This window comes from Armatimonas sp., from assembly GCF_043760365.1.
Lineage (GTDB): Bacteria > Armatimonadota > Armatimonadia > Armatimonadales > Armatimonadaceae > Armatimonas.
Genome location: NZ_JAYUPA010000467.1, coordinates 1 through 1,671, shown reverse-complemented (window position 1 = coordinate 1,671; position 1,671 = coordinate 1). Strand labels below are relative to the sequence as shown.

1 protein-coding gene is annotated in these 1,671 nt (G+C 56.5%); it reads left to right on the top strand.

Annotated elements, in window-relative coordinates:
* Window positions 1-1,617: ATP-binding protein (locus ACH2EH_RS10970; protein ID WP_395141603.1), on the top strand; the 1,617-nt coding region annotated here is incomplete at its 5' end.
* Between the last annotated feature and the right edge of the window lie 54 nt (window positions 1,618-1,671).

Genomic DNA, 1,671 nt, shown 5'->3' with positions numbered 1-1,671 from the left:
GTTTTGTCTCCGTCTCAGATGCTCTCTCAGTTGGGGAACCGTTTTGAGTTTCTGGTGAGCCGTAAGCGTGGTCTTGCGGAGCGCCAGCGGACGCTTCGTGCGGCGATTGACTGGAGCTATCGTCTACTGACTCCCGATGTGCAGAAGTTCTTCTGCCATCTGTGCGTGTTTCGTGGCGGCTGGTCTCTGGAGGCGGCTGAGTCGGTTTGTGAGGAGCCGCTCGCTCTGGACATGCTTGCGCAGCTTCGCGAGTGCTCGCTGATCACGACGGTCGAGAGCGAGAGTGGCATTCGTTTCCGTATGCTGGAGACCCTCCGAGAGTACGCCCAGAGCCAACTTTCCCCCGAGGAGCTATCTGCCGTGCAGGAGCGACACGCCCGATTCTTCCTCGCCCTTGCGGAAGAAGCCGAACCACTTCTACTCGGATGGGATCAGGTGATCTGGCTGGATCGCCTTGAATCCGAGCACGACAACCTGCGTGCCGTCCTCGCTTGGAGCAGCGAGTCTGGGGGTGATAGTACCGTCGGTCTAAGACTCGCTAGAGCCATTCGACGGTTCTGGTTTCTGCGTAGCTATAGCCGCGAAGGGAGAGATTTCCTAGTGCGAGCCCTCGCACAGCCGCCAGAGGGAGACCAAGCATCGCTTGCAAAGACACTCTTTGTAGCAGCAAGCATGTCGTCTAACTGTGGGGATTATGTTGCCGCAGAGAAGTTCGGTACAGAAAGTTTAGAGATCTATCGGAAACTGGGCGACCAGCGAGGCATTGTAGACCTGTTGCTCCAACTAGGGGGCACTGCCAAAAGGGATAATATGGTTGCCGCGAAGAGGCTCTGTACGGAAGCTCTGGCGCTCTCCAGGCAGATCGCCTACCCAAGAGGTATCGCAGCTGCGGCGTACCAGCTAGGGATTAATGCTTCTGTGAGGGGCGATATGGCCACCGCCAGAGCGCATTATGAGGAAAGCCTGACGATCTACAAAGAGCTGGGCGACCGACGCGGCATCTACCTAGCGCTGAACAACCTGGCAATGCTGGCAAGTGATGGAGGTGATGATAATGCAGCACGAGGCCTCTATGAACAGAGTCTGACACTGGCACGCGAACTGAAGGATCCCTGGGGAATCGCTGGAATATTGATGAACCTGGGGACGGTGGCGAATGATCAAGGAGATTATTCTGCCGCACGAGCGCTTTTTGAAGAAAGCTTGGCGATAGGACGAAAATATGACTCCTCTCACGGGATCGCAGGACCGCTGCTCAACATGGGACTCATCGCGTTTCGGGAAGGAGATCCTGTGTCCGCCCGTACTTTCTACAGGGAGAGCTTGCGAAGATTTGCAAAACTCGGCTACCATCAAACCACGATTGATTGTCTAAAAAGATTGGCTTCGGTTGCTCCACCAGTTCTTGGCGCTGTACTATGGGGTGCTGCCGAGCACCTGAATAAGGATATGGACGATTCCTATCCTTCTAGGTCACAGGAGATCTACGAGCAACAGGTTGCCGCCGCTCGCGAGGCTCTTGGCGACGATGCCGCCTTCGACCGCGCGTGGCAGGAAGGCCGCGCGATGACTCTGGAGCAGGCTGTCGCCTACGCGCTGGAGGAGAGTGGCGAGTAGGTCGCGTTTTCCAGCAACGCGGTCGCTCAAAAAGGAGACGTGACTCAGTAAGCT